Source organism: Streptomyces sp. NPDC017448 (assembly GCF_044330565.1).
Taxonomy (GTDB): Bacteria; Actinomycetota; Actinomycetes; order Streptomycetales; family Streptomycetaceae; genus Streptomyces.
In genome coordinates, this window is record NZ_JBIRLM010000032.1 from 1 (window position 1) to 21290 (window position 21290).

Below are 21290 nucleotides of genomic sequence, written 5' to 3' on the forward strand. Positions count from 1 at the left end.
GCCCCCCCGCGGGGGCGGCCCGCCCCCCCCCCCGGGGGGGGGGCGCCCCCCCCCGGCCCGCCCCCCCCCCCCCGCCCGGGGGGGGGGGGGGGGCCCCCCGGGGCCCCGGCGGTTACGCCTCGGACCGCGGCGCGGCCGGACGCTCGACGGCGTCCTGCTCGTTCCGCCGGAACATCCGGGTGGCCGTGATCTCCCCGTGGACCGCCTCCCCTTCCGGGTCCTGCTGCGGCAGGCCGGGGCGCAGATGCTCCTCCACGCTGATGTACTTGAGCCCGGCCCTCAGGTCGGCGTCGTTGCGCAGCCGGATGACGAGGGGGAATTCGGCGAGCGCGGTCGTGTCGAACAGGCCGGTGGTGTACAGCAGTTGCACGCCGAGCGCGTCCGACACCGCCCGCTGGAGCTCCAGCAGATACGTGGCGTTGGCGCGGCCGATCGGGTTGTCGAGGAACAGGGTGCCCGCGTGCCGGTGGCGGTCGCGGCCCCGGTCGTTGCTGCGCAGAGCGGCCATCGTGCAGTAGAGGGCGATGGCCGCGGTGAGGAGCTGGCCGCCGGAGAAGACGTCGCCCATCTGGCCGACCGGGACGCGCTCGGCGCGCAGCACGGCGTCCGGCTTCAGGATCTCCACCGCGATGCCCTTGGGCCGCAGCGCCGCCTCGACGCCTCTCAGCAGCAGGGACATGCCGTCCCGGCGCAGGTCGGAGTTCTTCTTGAGGGCGGCGTGGGTGGCCTCGTCGACGACCTCGCCGAGGCGTTCGGTGAGGGTGGCCTGATCCGGCTCCTCGAAGCGGATGCGGAGGAATTCCTGCCCCGACCACTCCCCCAGCCCTTCGGGAAGCTGGGAGAGCCGCTGGGCGGAGCGCAGGGTGGTGAGCGCCGACTCGACCAGCCCGCGCAGCCGGTCGACGATGGAGTCGCGGTTGCGTTCGAGCTGGACCAGTTCGTCGGTGAGGACGCGGAGCCGGGGGGCGAAGGCGTCGGCCCACTTCCGGGCGTGGTCGGGCAGGGCGGAGGCGGGCAGCTCGCGGATCTGCTGGCGGGCGGGGGTGCGGACCTGTTCGTAGCGGGTGGAGTTGGCGTGCCGGACGAGGATGTCGCTCGCTTCCCGCACCGCGCTCTCGGCGGCCGAGAGGTCGGCGTTGCAGCCGCGCAGGGAGCGGCGGGACTCGGCGGCGGACTGCCGGGCCTCGGCCAGCGTGCCGGGGTAGGGGTCGGGGTCCTCGGCCCCTTCCTCCGCGCCGTGGTCGCGCAGGAGGTCCCGCAGCAGGGCGGCGGTCTCGTCGAAGCCCCCGGCGGAGTCCTCGGCGGTGCGGTGGGCGTGCAGCAGTTCGCCGTGGGCGGCGCGGGCGGTGTCCAGGGCCGCGGTGGCGTCGGCCAGTTCGGCGGTGGCGGTGCGCAGCAGGGCCTGGGCGCTCTCGGCGTCGGCCGGGACCAGCTCGTCGGGCAGTTCGGTGTGGTGCGGGCGCTCGTCGTCGGGGGCGAGCCGTTCGGCCTCGCCGCGCAGGCGGCCCAGGTGCTCGCTGGCGGCGGAGGCGCGGGTCTCCAGGAGCTGGACGTGTGCCTCGGCGCGGGCGGTGGCGGCCTGGCGGGACGGGCCGTCGGCTCCGTCGGTGCCCTCCAGGAGTTGGGCGGCGCGGGTGCGGACCTTGTTGGTGAGGCGGTCCAGCTCGGCCAGGGCGGCGCTCTCGTCGCTCTCGGCACGCGCCTGTTCGGCCCGCAGGTCGGCGCCGACGCCGACCTTCTCGTACAGCTGGGACGCGGCCCGGTAGGCCTCCCGCAGGGCGGGCAGCGCGACGCGGGTCCGCGATGCGTCCGCCTCGGGCAGGACTTCGGGCACCCCGGCGATCTCGGCGCGCTCGGCCCGCAGGGCGCGGGCGGTGCGGCGGGCGTCGTCCCCCGCGCGCTGGGCGGCCCGGCGGTCCTCGTCGGCGGCGCGGGCGAGGTCGAGGCAGACGGCGGCGCGGGCCTCGGACTCGGCGGCCTCGTCGACCAGTTCGCGCAGTCTGGCCTGCCAGCCGGCCCGCTCGCGGAGCCGGTGCGCCAGTCCGGCCAGGGCGTCGGCGGCGCGGCGGGCCCGCTGGGCGGCCTCCTGGCGTTCGTCGCGGACCCGGGCGGTGTCGGCGGCGGCCTCGTCGGCCTCGGCTCGCGCGGTGCGGGCCTCGACGAGGACGGCTTCGGCGCTCTCGGCGGCCGTACGGGCGGTGGCGGCGGCCTCGGCCAGTTCGGCGAGCATGCCGGGCGGGCAGTCGGCGCGCCAGGAGCCGATGCGGGCGGCGAGGGCGCGGTCGCCGGAGAGGCGGGCTGCGAGGGCCCTGATGTCCTCGTCGCGGGCGGCGGCGCGGCTGCGCAGCGCCTGGCGCTCCTCGTCGGCGGCGTGTTCGTCGTGCATGGCCGGGTTCGGCGGGACGAGGAAGACGCCTTCGCCCCGGTCGCCGGCGCCGGGGGCCGGTACGGGGGCGAGGAGGGCGGCGGCGGTGCCGACGGCCACGGCGGAGCGGGGCAGCAGGGCGGCGCCGCCGAGGACCTCGCGAGCGCGGGTGTGGGCGTCGGGGTCGGTGATGACGACGCCGTCGACCAGCTCCGGGCGGGCGGCGAGGACGGCGGCGTGGTCGGCCGGGTCGACGGCCTGGGCGAGGTAGCGCCAGCCGGGCAGGGCGGGGATGCCGTGCTCGCCCAGGTACTCGACGGTGGCGAGGACGTCGGGGCCGGGGGGCAGCAGCCCGCCCTCGCCGAGCGCGCCGAGGATGCGGGCGTCGTCGGCGGCGGCGGTACGCAGGTCGAAGAGGCGGCGTTCGGCGGCGGCGACGGACTGGTCGAGGAGGTCGCGCAGTTCGTCGGCGCTGCGGTCGAACTCCTCGGCGGTCAAAGGCCGTTGGGTGGCGGACTCGTCCGCCGGGGCTACGGCCCGGCCGGTGGCCGGATCGAGGCCGGCGCCCGTGGCGGTGCCGTCGTCGCCCGGCCGGCCGGCGCCGTGGGCCTCCTCGCCGGTCTCCCTGCGGGGGTGCGGGAGGCCGGTGGGGGCGGGGAGGCCCAGCAGCTCCGCGAGGCGGGGGTCGGCGGCGATGGACTCGGCTGCGCGCAGCTCGTCCCGGTAGGACTGTTCGGCGGCCCTGGCCCCGTCGGCGGCGCGGGCGGCGGCCAGTTCGGCACGGCTCTCGGCGGCGGCCGCCTCGCGGGCGGTGTCGGCGGCGGAGCGGGCGGCTTCGCGGGCGGTGTCCCAGGCGGCGACCGCGGACCGCTCGGCGTCGCTGGCGGCGAGGGCCGCGCGAGCGGGGTCGGCGTCGGGCGCGGTGTCGTCGAGCCAGCCGGCCCGGACGGCTTCGGCGGTCTCCTGCCCCACTTCGGCCAGGCGCTGGCGCAGGTGCCCGGCCTCGCTGCGGGCGCGCTGGGCCTCGGTGGCGGCGACGGTGGCGTCGCGGTGGGCGCGTTCGCCGGTGGCCTGGAGGAGGCTGGAACGCTCCTCCTCCTCGTTGGCGAGGCGTTCGCCCTCCTCCGCGGCGCGGTGCAGGGCGCGGACGAGGTCGGTGGCGGCGGCGGTGCGGGCGGCGAGGGCGGGGGCGGCGTCGCGTTCGGCCTCGCGGATGGCGGCGGCGACCCTGGCCGAGCGGTCGGCGGCGGCACGGTGGCGCAGCACGGCTTCGGCGGCCTGCCAGGCGGAGTGCAGGGTGCGGGCCTCGACCAGCTCCTTGCGGCCGGCGGCGGCGCTCTTCTCGGCGGCGGTCAGGGCCAGCGAGGCGTGCCGGTAGGCGAGCTCGGCGGCGATCAGGGCGCGGCGGCCCCGGGCGGACTCGGCCTCGGTGACGGTGTGGGCGGCGGCGGTGACCTGCTCGGCCAGCTCGGCGGTCCGGCCGCGCTCCTCGGCGGCGCGCGCGGAGAGGCGGCGGGCCAGGGTGCGGGTGCGGCGTTCGGCCCCGGCGTGGACGTCGCGGGCGCGGGCGCGGGCGTCGGTGGCCTCGACGATCCGGCCGAGGAGGTCCACCGAGCCGGCGGTGAAGTCGCGTTCGGCGGTGAGCTCGGCGCGGCGGCCCAGCTTGTTGCCGAACCCGCTGACCAGGTCCGCGAGCCCGTCGGTGTCACGGGTGTCGGTAACGGCGCGGAGCAGGAGGTCGGTGAAGTCGGAGTCCTTCTTCACCGCGAAGAGGCCGGCGGCCTCGCCCTCGTCGGCGTTCATCTCGCGCTGGTAGCGGAAGAGTTCGGGGTCGAGGCCGAGGTCGCCGAGGTGTTCGTTCCACCGGTCGTGGATCTCTTCCCAGTGCACGTCGAGATGCTGGTAGAACTTGCCCGCGTCCATCAGCGCGTCGCGGAAGCCCTTCATGGTGCGCCGCCTGCCGCGGGCGCCGGAGACGCCTTCGGCGGGGCGGCCCACGGCGGAGGACTCCGCGACGGGCAGGCTGTCCAGGCTGAGCCCGGGGCCGGGCCGGAACGAATACCACGCCTCGGCGAACTTGCGCGGGTCGTTGGAGACCTGCCGTCCCCGCCATTCGCTGACCTTGCCGACGACGACGCACTCACCGGTGAGGGTGTGCTGCCACTCCAGGGCGACGTGGCCGCAGTCGTCGGCGAGGAGGAACTTGCGCAGCACGCCGGAGCTGGCGCCGCCGAGGGTGTTGCGGTGGCCGGGGAGCATCACCGAGAAGATCAGCTTCAGCAGGACGGACTTGCCGCCGCCGTTCTCCAGGAAGAGGACGCCCGCGGGGGCGGGGCGGCGGGGCGGGCCGACCGGCTCCTCCTCGAAGAACTCCGCCTGGGCGGGGGCGGGGTCGGGGACGGGTGCGCCGACGCCGCGCAGGTCGAGGACGGTGTCGGCGTAGCGCGCACCGGCAGGCCCGATGGAGTAGAGGCGGACCCGGGACAACTCGTACATGGCGGCGGACTCTCGTCGTTCGTGAGCGGGGGCGGAGCGGCAGGGGCGGGACCGGCCGGCCGGCGGGCGGGGCCGCCGGGCGGTGCGGGCCGGGGCGGATCAGGAGTGGAAGGGCAGGCCCGCGTCGGCGGCCAGCTCCGTGCTGTCGGGGTCGGGCGGCGGCAGCAGCGTGGCCGAGCCGTCGGAAACGGGGACCACGCCGAGCTCCAGCAGTTCGGCCATGGCGGCGCTGCCCGCCAGGTCGCGGACCTGGAGCTGGTAGCGGGCGGTGGTGCGGTAGGCGCCGCCCGCGTCGTCGCCGGTGCGCTGGAGGAAACCGGAGTCGGTGAGGAAGGCCACGGCCTTGCCGATGATGCCGGTGGTGGATCCGGCGAGCCGGCGGGCGTCCTTGGTGGCGCCGGCGGCGCTGCGGCGGGCGTAGATCCGCCAGCCCGCTTCGAGTCCGGGGGCGTCGCTGGCGGGGTCGGTGTTGTCGCCCTGCTCCTCGGCCCGCTCCTCCAGCCGACGGCATGCCTGGCGGACGAAGGCGTCGACGCCGTTGACCGTGATGCGGCCGATGTACGCGTCGTCGGCCAGGTCCTCGGGGCGGGGGAAGGCCATCGCGGCGACGGCGAGGTGGGCGAGGCCGTGCAGGAAGCGGTCGGCGGAGTCGGAGGAGGCCCGGCGGGCGTAGTCGCCCATGCGGACGGCGAAGACGGAGTCCTCGCCGGCGGTCACGGCCATCCCGGCGCGCGGGGAGACCTCCAGGACGACGAGGCCGAGGCCGGTGGCGACGGCGTCGGCGAGCCGGGCGAAGGCGCCCTCCTCCCGGTAGCGCCGCAGCAGGTCGGCGTATTCGGCGTCACGGGCGGGCAGCAGCTTGGGCTGGAGCCCGAAGGAGACCAGGCGGGCGGCGTCGGCGGCGTCGGCCGGGGTGACGGCGGTGTGCCCGGCGGGCTCGGCGGCGCGGGAGCGGGTGGAGTCGCCCGCGTACGGGGTGGGGGGATCGGCGTACGCGGAGGGCTCGGTCCACGCGTCGGGGTGCTCGGCGTCGTGGTCGCTCACGGCTGGGACTCCTCGGTACGGAAGACGTGCGGGTGCGGAGGGGAGGCGGGACCGGCCGCTGCGGAACGCGCCGGGCGGCCGGGCTGGGCGGCCGGTACGGGTCCGGCCGGACCGGAGAAGGCGGCGGTGCGCGCGGGGCCGGTCGCGCCGGGCGGGGCGGGGGGCGGCGCGGGGCCGGCCGCCGGGGGCGTGGCGCGGGCGGTCACGAGGCGTCCTTGCGGTCGGCGGCCATCCCGGCTGCGTCCAGCAGCGCGGTGCCCACGATCAGGTCGGCGCCGCCGAACGCCGGGTCCTCCAGCTCGGTGCCGTCGTCGACGGCGAACAGCAGCCGCCGCTCGCCCTGCCGGTAGGCGGTGCCGACCGGGGGGCTGGCGGCGTGCACGGCGAGCAGGGCGACCAGGTAGGCGAGGTCCTCGCCGTCGCCGCCGCTGCGGCGGGCCTCGGCGAGCAGTCCGGAGAGCCGGCGCGGGGCGTCGTGCTCCAGCTCCAGCAGGGTCATGGCGCGGGCGAGCTGCTCCTCGCTGAACCGGCTGTCGTCGGGGGTGGCGATCAGGTCGGGTTCGGGCATCTCCGCACCCAGGTGCTCGCGCTCCAGCGGCGGGGCGAGCAGCAGGTCGACCAGGTCCCCGACCCGTACGGCGGTGGGGGTGCGCACTCCGGTGCCGTGGGCGAAGAAGGCGTCGGTGGCCCGGGTGGACTGTCCGACGGGGAGCGGGAGGAGCGGGGCGAGGAGCTGCCCGTACAGGTCGAGGCCGGCGTGGGCGGCGGGCGGGGCGAACGCCTGGCGGTCCTGCTCGGCGCGGAAGAGGGGGCCCGCCTCCAGGAGCCGGGACTGGAGCTGGGTGTGGCGGCGGATGCAGTCCTTGACGATGTCGACCAGCTCGGCGGCCCGCCGCTTGTGCTCGGGCTCCTCGGCCTCGTCGCGGGCCTTGCGGATGTTGGTGAGGATCGCGTTCTCGTGGCGGTAGCGGTCGGCGACGTGCTCCAGGGCCTCGGCGATCATGTCCGGGACGGTGTGGAGCCAGTCGACGGCGCGCACGTTGCGCCGGGTGGCCTCCAGGGTGCGGCGCAGGGTCTCGGCGTACTGCACGGTGCGGTAGCGGGCCTGTTCGGCGGCGAGCTGGGCGTCCGCGAGGCGGCCCCGGCTGATGAGGACCTCCAGCTTGACCTCGGCGGCGATCTGGGCGCTGGTGACATCGGTGTCGAGGGCGCCGACGAGGACGTTGACCGCTTCGTCGGTGGCACGGAGGTAGACCGTGCCGCCGTGGCCCGGGACCTCCTCGATGAGTTTGAAGTCGTAGTCCCGGCGGACGTAGACGCCGTCGGGGCCGAAGGTGCCGTAGACCGCGCGGAAGCCGCGGTCGACGCTGCCGACGTTGACCAGGTTCTCCAGGACCCAGCGGGCGACCCGCTCGTGTTCGGCGACGGGGCGGTCGGGGGCCTGGGCGCCGATGCGGGGCAGCAGCCTGGCCACTATCTGGTCGTGGTCGGCCCCGGTGTCGAAGTCCATGTTGAGCGTGACGTGGTCGATCGCGGCGAGGGCGACCTCCGCCATGGCGTACACCGTGTACTCGCCGGCCAGATTGGCCTTGCGGGCGTCCAGGTCGTGCAGGGGCGCCGTGCAGGCGAGCGCACGCAGCCGCCGCGAGAGCCCCTCGTCGGCGGCGGGGCCCGGGGCAGGCCGCGGCCCCGCGCTGAGCTGCGGCGAGGCGGTGTCCGGGGAGGCAGGCGAAGTCACGTGGGACAGATTAGGTCCTCGCACGGACAACGGTCGAAACGGCGTTTATGCGACCGGTCCGGTACGCGCTCCTCCGTCCGTGCGGGGGCCGTACCCCCCGCCGCCCGGGGTGCGCACCACCAGCACGTCCCCGGCGTCCAGTTCGGCGGTGTCGCGTCCCGCCAGCGGGACCGTCGAACCGTCCGCCCGCTCGATGTGCTGCTCCCCGCACGCTCCGGGCTCCCCGCCGCCCGCTCCGTACGGCGGGACGCGGCGGTGCCCGGAGAGCAGGGCGATCGTGACGGGTTCCAGGAAGCGGATGCGGCGTTCGACGCCGTCGCCGCCGTGCCACCGGCCCGCTCCCCCACTGCCGTCCCGGACCACGAAGGACTCCAGCCGGACGGGCAGCCGCCACTCCAGGATCTCCGGGTCGGTGAGCCGGGAGTTGGTCATGTGGGTCTGCACGGCGTCCGCGCCGTCGAAGCCGTCGCCCGCCCCGGAACCGCTCGCGATCGTCTCGTAGTACTGGACGTGGTCGTTGCCGAAGGTGAGGTTGTTCATGGTGCCGGAGCCCTCGGCCTGGCCGCCGATCGCCCCGTAGAGCGCTCCGGTGACCGCCTGGGAGGTCTCCACGTTGCCCGCGACGGTCGCCGCCGGATAGGCGGGGTCGAGGAGGGAGCCGGGCGGGATCGTCACCTCCAGGGGCCTGAGGCAGCCGCTGTTGAGCGGGATTTCCTCCCCGACGAGGGTGCGGAAGACGTAGAGGACGGCGGCCATGACGACGGAGCGGGGCGCGTTGGCGTTGCCGGGCTGCTGGGGCGAGGTCCCGGTGAAGTCGAGGTGGGCGCCGCGGGCCTCCCGGTCGACGGTGAGCCGGACCTCGATCACGACCCCGTCGTCGGTCGTGTAGCGGCAGTGGCCGTCGTGGAGGCCGGCGAGGATGCGGCGGACGGACTCCTCGGCATTGTCCTGGACGTGGCCCATGTAGGCGTCCACGACGTCGTCCCCGAACTGGTCGGCTGCGCGGCGCAGTTCGGCGATGCCCTTCTCGTTGGCGGCGATCTGGGCGCGCAGGTCGGCGAGGTTGGCGTCCGGGTCGCGGGAGGGGTACGCGGCGGAGGCGAGCAGTTCGCGGGTCTCGGCCTCGCGCAGCCTGCCGTCGCGGACCAGGAGCCAGTTGTCGAAGAGCACCCCCTCCTCGTGGATCGTCCGGCTGAAGGCGGGCATGGAGCCGGGGGTGGTGCCGCCGATCTCGGCGTGATGCCCCCGCGAGGCCACCAGGAAGCGCAGCCGGCCCCCGCCACGCCCGCCCTCGCCGTCCCCGCCTCCGCCGTCGCTCTCGTCGAGGACGGGGGTGATCACGGTGACGTCGGGCAGGTGGGTGCCGCCGTGGTACGGGTCGTTGACGGCGTACACGTCGCCGGGGCGCAGCGCGCCCTCGTTGCGCCGCAGGACCTCCTTGACCGACTCCCCCATCGAGCCGAGGTGCACGGGGATGTGCGGGGCGTTGGCGATCAGATTGCCCTCGGCGTCGAACAGGGCGCAGGAGAAGTCCAGGCGTTCCTTGATGTTCACGGAGTGGGCGGTGTTCCGCAGGCGGACGCCCATCTGCTCGGCGATCGACATGAAGAGGTTGTTGAAGACCTCCAGCATCACCGGGTCCACCCGGGTGCCCACGGCGGTGCGTTCGGGCCGGGGGGCGGCGCGGGTGAGGACGAGATGGCCGGTCGGGGCCGCTTCGGCCCGCCATCCGGGGTCGACGACGGTGGTCGCGTCCTCCTCGGCGACGATCGCCGGGCCGGTGACGGCGTCGGCGGGACGCAGGTCGGCCCGGCGGTACAGCGGGGCCCGCCGCCACCGCTCCTCGGCGTACAGGTCCACGGTGTCGAGGGGGCGCGGCGCGGCGGCGGGGCGGGAGGCGGGGGCGGCGCCCTCGGAACCGGTGGCGGTTCCGGAGGCGGGCGCGGTGTCGTCACCCGCGCCGGTGGCGCCGGCGGGTGGCGTGCCGGTGGTCCCGGTGGCCTCGACGACGGCGGTCTCGACGACGACCGGCTTCTCCATGGTGAAGCCGAACCGGCTCCGGTGGGCGGCGGCGAACGCCTCGGCCATGGCGTCCTCCGTGTCCAGCTCCACCGGAAGCGACGCGTCCGTACCGGCGTACCGCAGCAGGACCCGAGCCCGCGTGGTGATCGCGGAGTCCTCGAAGCCGTCGGTGCGCAGGGCGGCGCGGGTACGGTCGGCCAGCTCCGCGCAGAGCCGCTCCACCCGCCCCCGGCAGCCCGCGTCGAGCTGCTCCTCCACCGACTGTTCGCGCATCGCGGTGGCGTCGGCCAGCCCGATGCCGTACGCGGAGAGGACCCCGGCGAGCGGGGGGACGAGGACGGTGTCGATGCCCAGGGCGTCCGCGACCGCGCAGACGTGCTGGCCACCCGCGCCGCCGAAGCCGGTGAGGGCGTAGCGGGTGACGTCGTGGCCGCGCTGCACGGAGATCTTCTTGACGGCGTTGGCCATGTTGAGCACGGCGATCTCCAGGAAGCCGGCCGCGGCCTCCGCCTCGTCCGGACGCCGCCCGGTGGCGCGTTCCACCTCGCCGACGAGGGCGGTGAACCGTTCGCGGACCGCGGCGGCGTCGAGCGGGAGGTCTCCGTCGTCGCCGAAGACCGCCGGGAAGTGGGCGGGTTGGACGCGGCCGAGCATCACGTTGGCGTCGGTGACGGTGAGGGGTCCGCCCCGGCGGTAGCAGGCGGGGCCGGGGTGGGCGCCGGCCGAGTCGGGGCCGACGCGGTAGCGGCTGCCGTCGAAGTGCAGGACGGAGCCGCCGCCGGCCGCGACGGTGTGGATGGACATCATCGGGGCGCGCATCCGTACTCCGGCGACCTCGGTGCCCAGCTCCCGTTCGAACGCGCCGGCGTAGTGGGAGACGTCGGTGGAGGTGCCGCCCATGTCGAACCCGATGACGCGGTCGTGCCCGGCCTGCCGCGAGGTGCGGACCATGCCGACGACTCCGCCGGCCGGACCGGAGAGGACGGCGTCCTTGCCGCGGAAGCGGGCGGCTTCGCGCAGCCCGCCGTTGGACTGGAGGAACGTCAGCCGGACCCCGTCGAGGCGGGCGGCGACCTCGTCGACGTAGCGGCGCAGTACGGGTGAGAGATAGGCGTCGACGACGGTGGTGTCGCCGCGGGGCACGAGCCTGATCAGCGGGCTGACCTCGTGGGAGGCGCTGACCTGGGTGAAGCCCGCCTCCCGGGCCGCTTCGGCGACGGCTCGTTCGTGGGCGGGGTGGCGGTAGCCATGCATGAGGACGACGGCGGCGCTGCGCAGCCCGTCCGCGTGGGCGGCGCGCAGCCGTTCGCGTACGGGGCCGAGCTCCAGGGGGCGTACGGTGCGGCCCGAGGCGTCCAGGCGCTCGGGCACCTCGATCACGCGCTCGTGGACGGCCTCGGGCAGGACGATGTGCCTCTCGAAGAGGCGGGGCCGGTTCTGGTAGGCGATCCGCAGCGCGTCCCGGAAGCCCTCGGTGATCAGCAGGACGGTCGGCTCGCCCCGCCGCTCCAGCAGGGCGTTGGTGGCGACGGTGGTGCCCATCCGGACGGCGGCCACCCGGTCGGCGGGCACCGGCTCGTCCGGGTCCAGACCGAGGAGCAGCCGGATTCCGGCGACGGCCGCGTCCTCGTAGCGGCCGGGGTCGTGGGAGAGGAGCTTGCGGGTGACCAGACGGCCGTCGGGGCGGCGGCCCACGATGTCGGTGAAGGTGCCGCCCCGGTCGATCCAGAACTCCCAGCGTCCGGTCATGGCGCCATTGTGTGCCCGTGGCCGCGCCCCCGCAGGGGCGGCGGGAGGCGCAGGCCGGCGGGGCGCGGAGCCTCCGGGGCCGCAGGACCGGTTCGGTCCGGGGAGGGCCGCCGCCCCGGAAAGCCGTGGGAGGAGGGTCCGGCAGCGACCCTCCTCCTGGAATCCGGGCGGTCAGACGGCCGACGCGTCCGGGCCGATCCGGCTGCGTACCGCGGTCTGTACCTCGGCCTCCTCGGCCGGGTCGGCGGCGAGGCGGCGCAGCCGTTCGGCGACGCGGATGTCGCCGGTCTCGGCGTGCAGGGCGGCCACCTCCCGGGTGGTCTCCTCGCAGTCCCAGAGGCACTCCACCGCGAACCCGGTCGCGAAGGACGGGTCGGTGGCGGCCAGGGCGCGGGCGGCCCTGCCCCGCAGGTGCGAGGAGGACGTCTCGCGGTAGACGTGGCGCAGCACGGGGGCGGCGCAGGCGATGCCGAGGCGGCCGGCCCCGTCGACCAGGGGCCACAGCCGGGGGGCGTCGGGTCCGTCGCCGCGGACGGCCTCCCGCAGCGCGCCGAGGACTTGGGGAGCGTCCTGGGCGGCGCCTCGGCAGGCGAGCACTCCGGCGGCGGAGGCTCCGAGGGCGTCGGGGCGGTGGGCCCAGCGCCGGGCCCGCCGCACGGCGTCGTCGGCGGTCATCCGCTCGAAGGCGGCGACGGCCGTGTCGGCGACGGTGCGGGAGGGGTCGGCCGCGGCGGCCTCGATGAGGTCGAGGACGGCGGGTTCGCCGGCTTCCGCGAGGTAGTGCAGGGCGGCGCAGCGGGCGCCGTCGGGTCCGCTGCGGGCGGCCTCGACGATCTGGGGGAGGTCGTCGGGCCCGGCGACGGCGGTGAGGCAGCGGGCCGCGGGGACGTGCAGTTCGCTGCCGCGCTCCAGGGCCTGCTGGGCCCAGTCGAAGACGGCCTGGACGCTCCAGCCGGGGCGGGGCCCCCCGGGACGCATCTGGCGCTGCCACCGGTCGAACGACCCTTGTTCGCCTGCGGCCCGGACGCGTGCGCCGACCGCTTCGCGCGGGTCGTCGGCCCACAGCCGCCAGGGGCGCGGCTCGAAGGCGTCGCGTACGGCGGCGGCGAGGTCGGCCGTGCCCTGGTCGGTGGCGGGGAAGCGGGCGAGGACGGGCAGCGCGAGGGAGCGCAGGCCGGCGTCGTCGTCGCGCAGCGCCAGTTCGTCCAGGGCCCAGGCCCAGTTGGCGCCGGTCGCCGCGTAACGGCGGAGCAGGGCCAGGGCGTCGTCGCGCCCGTAGGAGGCGAGGTGGCCGAGGACGGAGAGCGCCAGACCGGTGCGGGAGTCGTCGGTGTCGGTGTGGTCGTCGGGGTCGAGGAGGTGCCGCTCGATCTCCTCGATTCCGCCGTCGAGGTCGAGGTAGAGGCGCGCGTAGTAGAGGGAGCGGTTCTCCACCTGCCAGTCGTGGCGCGGGTCGCTCACGACGCAGTGGTTGAGGGCCGCGAGGGCCTCGGGGCGCGGTGCGGCGAGCGCGTGGAGCGTGCCGTCGCCGCGGCCCCTCTGCAGCAGGCCGAGCAGGGTGCCGCTCGGCGCTATGAACGGATCGAACATGGGAGAAAGCCTCACATCAAGCTGTCGACGCAACCGGGACTGTGCAGTGCCCTGTGCCTCTCGGCACGCGGGGATGTCCGGGGGGACACCGCTACGCCGCGCAGTGACATGATCGGCCGACCGCCGTCTTCCGCCTGGTGTAGAGCATCTTCCTCTGCCTCTCGTCGGTGGCCCTGAGCGGACCCGCGACGTCATGATGACCCAGCCATTTCGCCACCGCGACCACATTTACGACGGACCGGTCAGCGGAGCCCACGGCGGACGCCCCGAGGAGCGGGCCCGCCGTCGCCTCACCGCGCACCGAAGCGTTCCAGCAGGTCGGACTTGCCGAACATGCGGGCCGTGTCCAGCGCGGACGGCGTTCCGGCGGCGGGGTCGGCGCCGCCCGCGAGAAGGGCCTCGACGACGGCGTCCTCGCCCTTGAAGACGGCCCCGGCCAGCGGGGTCTGGCCCCGGTCGTTGGCCCGGTCCGGCTCGGCGCCGCGGGCGAGGAGGGCGGCGACCGCGGCGGCGTGCCCGTGGTAGGCGGCGAGCATCAGCAGCGTGTCGCCCCGGTCGTTGGTGAGGTTGGCGGGAACCCCGGCCTCGACGTACGCGGTGAGCGCCTCGGTCTCGCCGGCGCGGGCCAGGTCGAACACCTTGGTCGCCAACTCGACCACCTCGGGATCAGGGGTTTCGCTCATCGGACGGGCCGCCTTCCTCGACTGCCGCCGCGGCGGTCACCGCCGCGATCGACCTGGTGGGGCGTACGGCACGGGGGCCGTACGAGTGAATCGACAGGGTACTGCTCCCGGGCCCGCATGGCCCGGTCCCGATCCGGCGAGGGATCACCGCGGCCGATCCTTCCCGGCACGGGCCGGGCGATACCGCTCCCCGGGAACCCCGTCCTGTGGGCCGGTCAAGTGAAAGCAGACGCTATTCACCCGATTGCACCTTTTGTCATATGGGTACTTCGCGTGATCCTGGGAGAACTCATGGTGACCGTCCCCTTCGACCAGGAGAGAACCGCTCATGATCCTTTCCATCTCGGGCGTGGTACTGCTCGCCGTCATCGTCTTCCTGTTCTTCAAGAAGGACGGGCTCAAGGCGTCCCACGCCGTCGTCTGCGCACTGTTCGGCTTCTACCTGGCCGGCACCGCCATCGCCCCGAGCATCACGGCGGGCGGGGCGAGCCTCGCCGGCCTGCTGGGCGGGATCAAGTTCTGACCCTCCGCAACCGCTCCCACCCCTTCAGGAGACCGACGTGGCCCGGCGACCACTCCCCCGCATTCTGAGCAGCGGCAGCGCTTCGATCTCTCGTGGCAGAGAGATCGCGCGCACGGCCGCCGACAGTGCCACCGATGTCCTCCATCCACTGATCACCGTGGTCCGCGGCCTGCGACTGCTGGCCGTGGCCGGCCGGCGGAACTGGGTCGCGACGCCCAAGGAACGGCGCGGTCCCAAGCTGTTCCTCGCCGCGGCCTGCCTGCTCGCGGCGGCGCTCGTCCCGTTCGGGCCGGTCCTGGCCCTGGTCGCCCTGATGGGCGCGGCCGCGTGGAAGGGGCGGGAGCGGACCCCCGTGCGGACCGGGCCCGACGAGACGGAGAGCGCCCGGCTGCGCTCGCTGTACGAGGCGCTCGTGCCGTACTTCTCGAGGGCCGACGACCCCGACCCCCTCTTCGCCCACGGCGGCGACTGGTCGAAGGCGTTCGACGCGTACGCCTTCGACCGGGACGGACGGCTCAGCGGACTCCGGATCGCCTACCCGGCGTACTTCGCGGACGGCGAGGCCGCCGCCCGCTCCCGGATCGAGCAGCTGCTCCACACCAAGTCCGGACGGGGCCGCGAGTACCGCTTCGCCTGGGACGAGGAGGCCAACCGCCTGGTCATGACCGTGCTGGACCCGCTCCCCACCGGCATCGCCGCCCAGCGCTTCGTCACCGCGCCCGGCGAGACGGTCCTCGGCTTCACGGACCCGGACGCCGTGTCCCGCACCGTCCCCGTGCGCGACGGCGACGCCACCCTGGACGCCCCGCCCGTCCTCTGGCGGACCGGCGCCCGATCCACCGAACCCCACCTGCTGGCCGTCGGACAGCCCGGCGGCGGCACCACGACCCTGGTCCGCTCGATCGCCCTGCAGGCCCTCCAGGGCGGGGACGTCATCGTCATCGACGGCAGCGGGACCGGGGAGTACGCCGCGCTCGCCGGACGCGCCGGGGTCCTCGCCGTGGAGTCCGGCCCCGGCGGGGCGCTGGCCACGCTGGAGTGGGCGGCGCACGAGACGGAGCGCCGGCTGATCACCGCCAACCGGGCCCGGCAGAGCGGCCGCCCCGTACCGGACGACATCCGGCGACCGTTGTGGATCCTGCTGGACCGCCCCGGCGTGCTGGGCCATCTCGCGGCGGCGGAGGGCAGGCCCGACCCGCAGGAGCTGCTCCGCATCCCGCTGCGGCACGGCCGGGCGGCCCAGGTCACCGTCGTGGTGGCCGAGCAGTTCGACGCGGTGGACACCCTCTCCGGAACCGTGCTGACCCACACCCGCGCCCGTGTGGTGCTCGGCCCGGCCGCCCGCGAGCAGATCGCGGCGGTCCTGGGCGCCGAACCGCACACCACCCCGCCGCCGCAGGTCCCCCCGGGCCGCGGCTACGCCCGCCTCGGCTCGGGACCGGTCCTGCGCCTCCAGGTCCCCGCCACCCCGGACCCGTACGACGACGAGACGAGCGAGGCGCACCGGCAGGCGGTGCTCGGCCTGCTGCCCGGCCGGCACGCTCCCGCGCAGGCCGAGCCCGCGCGGGAGAGCGCCGACGAGGGCCCCTCGACGGAACAGGCCCCCGTGGCCGGGGAGGCCGCTCACCGGCAGGGCGGCGTGATCCCGGCGGAGGCGATGGCGGGCGGGGCCGGGCCGTCCGAGCCGCTGGCGGAGGCGCAGCCGGCGGGCGCGGAGAACTGAGCGGGGAGCGGTGCGGCGACGCCGCGGCCGGGGAGCAGGCCCCCACGGTCCGCTCCCCGGCCGGTGGTCAGGCCACGAAGCTGCGCGGGACGTCGGCACCCGCGCCCGCACCGGAGCGCACCAGCTCCACCGCCGCCGCCAGGCGCGCGGCCGCCTCGTCGGCGACCGGCCCGCTCACCGTGAACGGCAGCCTCACGTACCCCTCGAAGGCGCCGTCCACCCCGAAGCGGGGGCCCGACGGCACCCGGACGCCGACGCGTTCGCCCGCCACGGCCAGCCGCGAACCGGAGAGGCCCCCGGTGCGCACCCACAGCGTCAGGCCGCCGCGCGGCACGGCGAACTCCCAGTCCGGCAGCTCCCGGCGCACCGCCGCGACCAGGGCGTCCCGGTTCTCCCGGGCCTGACCGCGGCGGACCTCGACGGCCTCCTCCCAGCCGCCCGTGCCCATCAGCCAGTTGATGGCGAGCTGCTCCAGCACGGGGGTGCCCATGTCGGCGTAGGCGCGGGCGGCGACCAGGCTGCGGATGACGTCGGGGGCCGCGCGCACCCAGCCGATGCGCATCCCGGCCCAGAACGCCTTGCTGGCCGAGCCGACGGTCAGGACCGTGCTGCCGGCCGGGTCGAAGGCGCAGACCCGGCGCGGCATGGCGAGACCGGGGTCCAGACGGAGTTCGTTCATCGTCTCGTCCACGACCAGGACCGTTCCGGCGGACCGGGCCGCGTCCACCAGGTCCCGGCGCTGCTGCTCGTCGGCGAGCGCTCCGGTGGGGTTGTGGAAGTCGGCCACCACGTAGGCGAGCCGGGGGGCGGCGTCCCGCAGCACCTGGCGCCAGCGGTTCATGTCCCAGCCGCCGAGCCCCTCCTCCATGGCGACCGGGACCAGCCGGGCGCCGGTCTCGCGCATCAGCTGGAGGATGTTGGCGTAGCTCGGGGACTCGACCGCGATCCGCTCGCCGCGGCCGGCGAAGAGGTGGCAGATGGCGTCGATGGCGCCCATCGCCCCGGTGGTGACCATGATCTGTTCGGGCATGGTCGGGATGCCGAGGGCGGTGTAGCGGCCGGCGATCATCCGGCGCAGGGCGGGCAGTCCGGCGGGGTAGTCGCCGTGGGTGTGGGCGTACGGGGGCAGCTCCTCCAGCGCGCCCTGGACGGCGCGGGTGAGCCACGGTTCGGGCGCGGGCAGGGCCGCGCACCCCAGGTCGATCATCGAGCCGAGCGACTCCGGCGGCAGCGGTTCGAGGCCGCGGGCGGGCAGCGGGTTGCCGGCCGGGACGGCGGTCCAGCTCCCCGCGCCGCGCCGCGACTCCAGGAACCCTTCCGCGCGCAGCGCCTCGTAGGCGGCGGCGACGGTCGTGCGGCTCACGGAGAGGGCGAGGGCCAGTTCGCGTTCGGCGGGGAGCCGGGCGGCGACGGGGACGCGGCCCTCCAGCACCAGCAGGCGCACGCCGTCGGCGAGCGCCCGGTAGGCGGGCGGCTTGCGGCCGCCGGGGCCGGTGGGCCGGGGCTGCTGGGACCGCAGCTGGCGGGCGAGCTGGGCCGCACCCACGGTCGATGTCCACTGCACCATTGAAATCAGTCCACCTTCCTCGAATTGGCCATAGTTGGTGGCCGATCCCCTGCCACAGAGTGTCACGAAGCAGTCCACCATTCCTACGTCAGGAGGCCCCACGTGGCCAGGACCACGGACCGGAGCACCACCCGCCTCACCCGGCGGCTGGTCCAGCTGTACGCCGGTCTGGCGCTGTACGGGACGAGCTCCGCGCTCCTGGTCCGGGCCGGGCTGGGCCTGGAGCCGTGGGGCGTGCTGCACCAGGGGCTCTCGGAGCTGACCGGGATCTCGATCGGCCTCGTGTCGATCGCCGTCGGGGCGGTGGTGCTGCTGCTGTGGATCCCGATGCGCCAGCGGCCGGGGCTGGGCACCGTCTCCAACGTCTTCGTCGTCGGGCTGGCGATGGACGGGACGCTCGCCCTGGTCGGCGATGTGGACGGGCTCGGCTTCCGCGTTCCCGTGATGGCCCTGGGCATCGTGCTCAACGGGGCGGCCACCGGCCTGTACATCGCGGCCCGGTTCGGACCGGGGCCGCGCGACGGCCTGATGACCGGGCTGCACCGGGTCACCGGGCGCTCCATCCGGCTGGTCCGCACGGCGATCGAGGTGGCGGTCGTGGCCACCGGCTTCCTGCTGGGCGGTTCGCTGGGGGCGGGCACCGTGGCGTACGCCCTGGCCATCGGCCCGTTGGCCCAGCTCTTCCTGCGGATGTTCGCACTCCCGGAGCCCGCCGGCCCGGCTGCCGCCCCCGCCCCGGGCGAACCGTCCACCCCCGCGCCGGGCGCCGGTTCCGGCCCCGGCGCCTCCCCGTCGTCCGGGCAGGTCATACTGCCGCAGTGAGACCGAGCCACCCCTACCTGGACCACCCGGCGCCGATCGCCTTCGCCCACCGCGGCGGGGCGGCGGACGGCGTGGAGAACACCGCGACCGCCTTCCGCCGGGCGGCCGACGCGGGCTACCGCTACTTCGAGACCGATGTGCACACCACGGCGGACGGCCGGCTGGTCGCCTTCCACGACGCGACGCTCGACCGGGTCACCGACGCCCGGGGCCGGATCGGCGACCTGCCGTGGAGCGAGGTGCGGCGGGCCAGGGTGGGAGGCAGCGAGCCGCTGCCGCTCTTCGAGGAGCTGCTGGAGGAGTTCCCCGGGGCCCGCTGGAACGTGGATCTGAAGGCCGGGTCGGCGCTGGAGCCGCTGCTGGACCTGATCCGCCGCACCGACGCCTGGGACCGGGTCTGCGTCGGCTCGTTCTCGGAGGCCCGGGTGGCCCGCGCGCACCGCCTGGCGGGGCCCCGGCTGGCCACCTCGTACGGGGTGCGCGGCGTGCTGGCGCTGCGGCTGCGTTCGTACGGCGTCCCGACCCCGCTGCGGGCGGGCGCGGTCTGCGCCCAGGTGCCGGAGCGCCAGGGCGGCGTGCCGGTGGTGGACGCCCGTTTCGTCCGCACGGCACACGCGCTCGGGCTCCAGGTCCACGTGTGGACGGTGAACGAGCCGGAGCGGATGGCGGCCCTCCTGGACCTCGGTGTGGATGGCATCATGACCGATCACATCGAGACGCTGCGTACGGTGCTGAGCGAGCGGGGGGCCTGGTCCTGACGCCCGGCCCGTCCGCGTCCGCAGGGGACGAGCGAGGGGGCGCGGCATGAGCACCGGCACCGCAGGGAAGGCCGATCCGTCCGGAGGCCCGCCGGGCGGGGGGACGGCCGCCGCGCGCAGGCGCGAGCAGCACGGCTGGTACTTCTACGACTTCGCGTGCTCCGTCTACTCCACCAGCGTGCTGACCGTCTTCCTGGGTCCGTACCTGACGTCGATCGCCAAGGCGGCGGCCGGCCCCGACGGGTTCGTGCACCCGCTGGGCATACCCGTGCGGGCGGGCTCGCTGTTCGCGTACTCCGTCTCGGCCTCCATCGTGGTGGCCGTGGTCCTGATGCCCCTCGTCGGGGCGGCGGCGGACCGCACGGGGCGCAAGAAGCCGCTGCTGGCGGCGGCCGCCTACACGGGGGCGGCGGCGACCGCCGGGATGTTCTTCCTGGACGGCCACCGGTATCTGCTGGGCGCGTTCCTGCTGATCGTGGCGAACGCCTCGATCTCGGTGTCGATGGTCCTGTACAACGCGTACCTGCCGCAGATCGCCGAGCCGGAGGAGCGCGACGCGGTCTCCTCGCGCGGCTGGGCCTTCGGCTACACCTCGGGGGCCCTCGTCCTGGTCCTCGACCTGATCCTGTACACCGGCCACGAGTCGTTCGGGCTCGCGGAGTCCGACGCGGTGCGGATCTGCCTCGCCTCGGCCGGGGTGTGGTGGGGCGCGTTCACGCTCGTACCGCTGCGGCGGCTGCGCGACCGCCGGGTGGTCTCCGGTGCGGAGGGGGCGGTCGGCTCCGGGTGGAAGCAGTTGCGGGCGACCTTGCGCGACATGCGTCGCCACCCGCTGACGCTCGCCTTCCTGCTCGCCTACCTCGTCTACAACGACGGCATCCAGACGGTGATCTCGCAGGCGTCGCTGTACGGCTCCGAGGAGCTGGGCCTGGACCAGACGACGCTGATCGTCGCCGTGCTGCTGGTGCAGGTCCTGGCGGTGGCGGGGGCGCTCGGCATGGGGCGGCTCGCCCGGACGCACGGCGCCAAGCGCACGATCCTGGGATCGCTGGCCGTATGGACCCTGATCCTGGCCGCGGCCTATCTGCTGCCGGCCGACGCGCCGGTGTTCTTCTTCGTCCTGGCGGCGGCGATCGGCCTGGTGCTGGGCGGCAGCCAGGCCCTGTCGCGGTCGCTGTTCTCACATCTGGTGCCGCGCGGCAAGGAGGCGGAGTACTTCTCCGCGTACGAGATGAGCGACCGCGGACTGAGCTGGCTGGGGCCCCTGGTGTTCGGACTGGCGTACCAGGTGACCGGCAGCTACCGGGACGCGATCATCTCGCTGATCGTCTTCTTCGCCCTCGGCGCGGTGCTGCTCGCGCGGGTGCCGGTGCGGCGCGCGGTGGAGGCCGCGGGCAACCCCGTGCCGGAACGGATTTAGACGTTGAAGTCAAAGGCCGGTAGTATACGCCTTTGGCCTGCCCGGAGGACCGTTACTGCCAGTGGAAGCAGCTCTACCGTTGCGTGACAACATCCACGAGAGGTGACGAACCGGGCATGGGCGGGTACTCAACCCAGACAAGGCAGCGGCACGACGGGCGACGCATGACCGGCAACGGGAATCTTTGCCGCCGACCGGACGTTGACCGGATGACGACGACAGCGACATTTTGTCCTGTGGGCGACAAGCCCGGGAGGCACGATTCATGAGTGAGCGAGCTCTCCGCGGCACGCGACTTGTGGTTACCAGCTACGAGACGGACCGCGGCATCGATCTGGCCCCGCGCCAGGCGGTGGAGTACGCATGCCAGAACGGACATCGATTCGAGATGCCGTTCTCGGTAGAGGCGGAGATTCCGCCGGAGTGGGAGTGCAAGGCGTGCGGCGCCCAGGCACTCCTGGTGGACGGGGACGGCCCCGAAGAGAAGAAGGGCAAGCCGGCGCGCACGCACTGGGACATGCTCATGGAGCGGCGCACCCGCGAGGAGCTGGAGGAGGTGCTGGCCGAGAGGCTGGCGGTTCTGCGCTCCGGAGCCATGAACATCGCCGTGCACCCGCGGGACAGCAGGAAGTCTGCCTGACCGCGGAACACCGCACAGCAGCACAGCGTCAAGAGCCGCGGGGGGGGGGGCCCCCCCGGGGGGGGGGGCCCCCCGGGGGGGGGGGGCCCCCCCCCCCGGGGGGGGGGCGGGGGGGGGGGGCCCCCCCCGGGGGCCCCCCCGCCCCGGGCC

14 protein-coding genes are annotated in these 21290 nt (G+C 75.3%); 6 read left to right on the plus strand and 8 right to left on the minus strand.

All coding sequences use genetic code 11. The features are described 5' to 3' along the window. Positions 1-112: 112 nt before the first annotated feature. From ACH4K1_RS32045 to ACH4K1_RS32075, 7 genes are all read right to left on the minus strand, one after another. Positions 113-4861 carry a hypothetical protein gene (locus tag ACH4K1_RS32045; protein ID WP_398093043.1) on the minus strand — a complete coding sequence of 1583 codons (4749 nt, stop codon included), beginning with the start codon at positions 4859-4861 and terminating at the stop codon, positions 113-115. Positions 4862-4960: 99 nt separating this feature from the next. Continuing rightward, the gene (locus ACH4K1_RS32050; protein ID WP_398093044.1) at positions 4961-5905 is read right to left on the minus strand and encodes a hypothetical protein; all 945 of its coding nucleotides are present in this window, start codon (positions 5903-5905) and stop codon (positions 4961-4963) included. Further along, positions 5902-6111, minus strand: coding sequence for a hypothetical protein (locus ACH4K1_RS32055; protein WP_398093045.1), 210 nt, complete (start codon positions 6109-6111; stop codon positions 5902-5904). Before ACH4K1_RS32055 ends, ACH4K1_RS32050 begins: the two co-directional genes overlap by 4 nt. Next, positions 6108-7643 carry a hypothetical protein gene (locus tag ACH4K1_RS32060; RefSeq protein WP_398093046.1) on the minus strand — a complete coding sequence of 512 codons (1536 nt, stop codon included), beginning with the start codon at positions 7641-7643 and terminating at the stop codon, positions 6108-6110. Before ACH4K1_RS32060 ends, ACH4K1_RS32055 begins: the two co-directional genes overlap by 4 nt. 45 nt (positions 7644-7688) lie before the next feature. Next, complete coding sequence (locus ACH4K1_RS32065) at positions 7689-11414, minus strand: hydantoinase B/oxoprolinase family protein (RefSeq protein ID WP_398093047.1); 3726 nt, start codon at positions 11412-11414, stop codon at positions 7689-7691. Between the two features lie 171 nt (positions 11415-11585). After that, the gene (locus tag ACH4K1_RS32070; protein WP_228995105.1) at positions 11586-13004 is read right to left on the minus strand and encodes a HEAT repeat domain-containing protein; all 1419 of its coding nucleotides are present in this window, start codon (positions 13002-13004) and stop codon (positions 11586-11588) included. Between the two features lie 290 nt (positions 13005-13294). Continuing rightward, positions 13295-13687, minus strand: a complete 393-nt coding sequence (locus ACH4K1_RS32075; protein WP_398093048.1) for an ankyrin repeat domain-containing protein — start codon at positions 13685-13687, stop codon at positions 13295-13297. Between the two features lie 328 nt (positions 13688-14015). Between ACH4K1_RS32075 and ACH4K1_RS32080 the strand changes: the two genes are divergently transcribed. After that, positions 14016-14210, plus strand: coding sequence for a hypothetical protein (locus tag ACH4K1_RS32080; RefSeq protein ID WP_228995103.1), 195 nt, complete (start codon positions 14016-14018; stop codon positions 14208-14210). Positions 14211-14247: 37 nt separating this feature from the next. Then, on the plus strand, positions 14248-15933 hold the full coding sequence (locus ACH4K1_RS32085; protein WP_398093049.1) for a hypothetical protein: 1686 nt from the start codon (positions 14248-14250) through the stop codon (positions 15931-15933). Between the two features lie 67 nt (positions 15934-16000). Here ACH4K1_RS32085 and ACH4K1_RS32090 read toward each other — a convergent pair whose 3' ends face one another. Continuing rightward, complete coding sequence (locus ACH4K1_RS32090) at positions 16001-17500, minus strand: PLP-dependent aminotransferase family protein (protein WP_398093050.1); 1500 nt, start codon at positions 17498-17500, stop codon at positions 16001-16003. A 102-nt stretch (positions 17501-17602) separates the two neighbouring features. Here ACH4K1_RS32090 and ACH4K1_RS32095 point away from each other — a divergent pair, with 102 nt between their 5' ends. From ACH4K1_RS32095 to ACH4K1_RS32110, 4 genes are all read left to right on the plus strand, one after another. Beyond that, positions 17603-18322, plus strand: a complete 720-nt coding sequence (locus ACH4K1_RS32095; protein ID WP_398093051.1) for a YitT family protein — start codon at positions 17603-17605, stop codon at positions 18320-18322. Further along, positions 18319-19080: a glycerophosphodiester phosphodiesterase gene (locus ACH4K1_RS32100; RefSeq protein WP_398093052.1), complete on the plus strand. Its 762-nt coding sequence runs from the start codon at positions 18319-18321 to the stop codon at positions 19078-19080. Before ACH4K1_RS32095 ends, ACH4K1_RS32100 begins: the two co-directional genes overlap by 4 nt. A 46-nt stretch (positions 19081-19126) precedes the next feature. Next, positions 19127-20500, plus strand: coding sequence for an MFS transporter (locus tag ACH4K1_RS32105; protein ID WP_398093053.1), 1374 nt, complete (start codon positions 19127-19129; stop codon positions 20498-20500). A gap of 265 nt (positions 20501-20765) precedes the next feature. Further along, the gene (locus ACH4K1_RS32110) at positions 20766-21140 is read left to right on the plus strand and encodes an RNA polymerase-binding protein RbpA (protein ID WP_003959706.1); all 375 of its coding nucleotides are present in this window, start codon (positions 20766-20768) and stop codon (positions 21138-21140) included. The last annotated feature ends 150 nt before the right edge of the window (positions 21141-21290 follow it).